The sequence below is a fragment of the Macrococcus equipercicus genome, assembly GCF_004359525.2.
GTDB lineage: Bacteria > Bacillota > Bacilli > Staphylococcales > Staphylococcaceae > Macrococcus > Macrococcus equipercicus.
The window spans coordinates 1-471 of record NZ_SCWC02000031.1; the positions used below are offsets into that span (position 1 = coordinate 1).

Sequence of the window (471 nt, forward strand, 5' to 3'; positions counted from 1 at the left end):
TTGCAGCGCTGATCATGGGACGAAGATAGCCGTCATTCGTGAGAATGCCGAGAAATATTCAGTATCAGCAATGTGTAAAGTCCTGCAGATTCCCAGAAGCACCTACTATTATGAAGTGAATAAACTGAATGACACAGGAAAAAATCATCACGATGGAGATGTCACTGAGAAGGTCGTTCAGATTTTCAATACAAACCGGCGTTGTTTTGGCACGAGAAGAATCAAAATCCATTTAGATAAACAGGGAATTAAGGTTTCCAGGAGAAGGATTGGCCGCATTATGAAAAAACAGAATCTTGTCTCCACCTACACATCCCAGCGTTACAGGGCCTTTCCGGCTCGACCAAACGAACGTGATATCACCAATGGTCTGGGTAGAGCATTCTATAGAGAAAGACCGATGGAGGTGCTGGTGAGTGATCTGACCTATGTGAAGGTGGCTGGAAAATGGCATTATATATGCTTGTTTAT

1 protein-coding gene is annotated in these 471 nt (G+C 43.3%); it reads left to right on the forward strand.

From position 1 onward, the window contains the following. Nucleotides 1-115: 115 nt before the first annotated feature. Nucleotides 116-471 (forward strand): IS3 family transposase (locus tag ERX35_RS11630; RefSeq protein WP_170234633.1); only part of this gene is annotated, 356 nt, incomplete at its 3' end.